At 45.8% G+C, this 751-nt stretch carries 2 protein-coding genes; both read right to left on the bottom strand.

The genetic code is table 11. The features are described from left to right. Window positions 1-447: 50S ribosomal protein L1 (gene rplA, locus A3762_RS24995; RefSeq protein ID WP_068758126.1), on the bottom strand; the 447-nt coding region annotated here is incomplete at its 3' end. Beyond that, a partial coding sequence (locus A3762_RS24990) for a 50S ribosomal protein L11 (protein ID WP_068758124.1) occupies window positions 447-751 on the bottom strand: 305 nt, incomplete at its 5' end. The genes A3762_RS24990 and rplA, both read right to left, overlap by 1 nt.

Genomic DNA, 751 nt, shown 5'->3' with positions numbered 1-751 from the left:
ATCAGGAGTAACTGTGCCAACTTTTGGGTTTGGCATAAGGCCACGAGGACCAAGAACCTGACCCAACTGACCTACAACACGCATCGCATCTGGAGATGCAACAACTACGTCGAAGTCCAAGTTGCCAGCTTTCACTTGCTCAGCAAGATCATCCATACCGACCACATCAGCGCCTGCAGCTTTTGCTTTTTCTGCATTCTCGCCTTGCGTGAACACAGCAACGCGAACCGACTTACCTGTACCATTTGGAAGAACAGTCGAACCACGAACAGCCTGGTCAGATTTACGTGCATCAACACCAAGGTTAACTGATACATCGATTGATTCGTTGAACTTAACTTGAGATGAAAGCTCTGCTAATACCGCAACAGCTTCTTCAACTGAATATGCTTTACCAGCTTCTACTTTCTCAGCGATTAACTTTTGACGTTTAGTTAGCTTTGCCATTAGTTAACACCCTCCGTGTTCAAACCCATGCTACGAGCAGTACCTGCAATGATGCGAACAGCAGCGTCCATATCAGCAGCAGTCAAATCTGGCTCTTTTGTTTTTGCAATTTCTTCTAATTGCGCACGAGTAACAGTTCCAACTTTTTCAGTATTTGGACGGCCACTACCACTCTTGATACCTGCAGCCTTCTTAAGAAGAACAGCCGCTGGCGGAGTTTTCATGATAAAAGTGAAGCTCTTATCATTGTAAACGGTAATAACCACTGGAACTGGAAGACCTGGCTCCATGCTACCAGTCTGAG

This window comes from Oleiphilus sp. HI0125 (genome assembly GCF_001635355.1).
The sequence above is the reverse complement of the archived record's forward strand: the minus strand, read 5'-3'. Positions and strand labels throughout refer to the sequence as shown.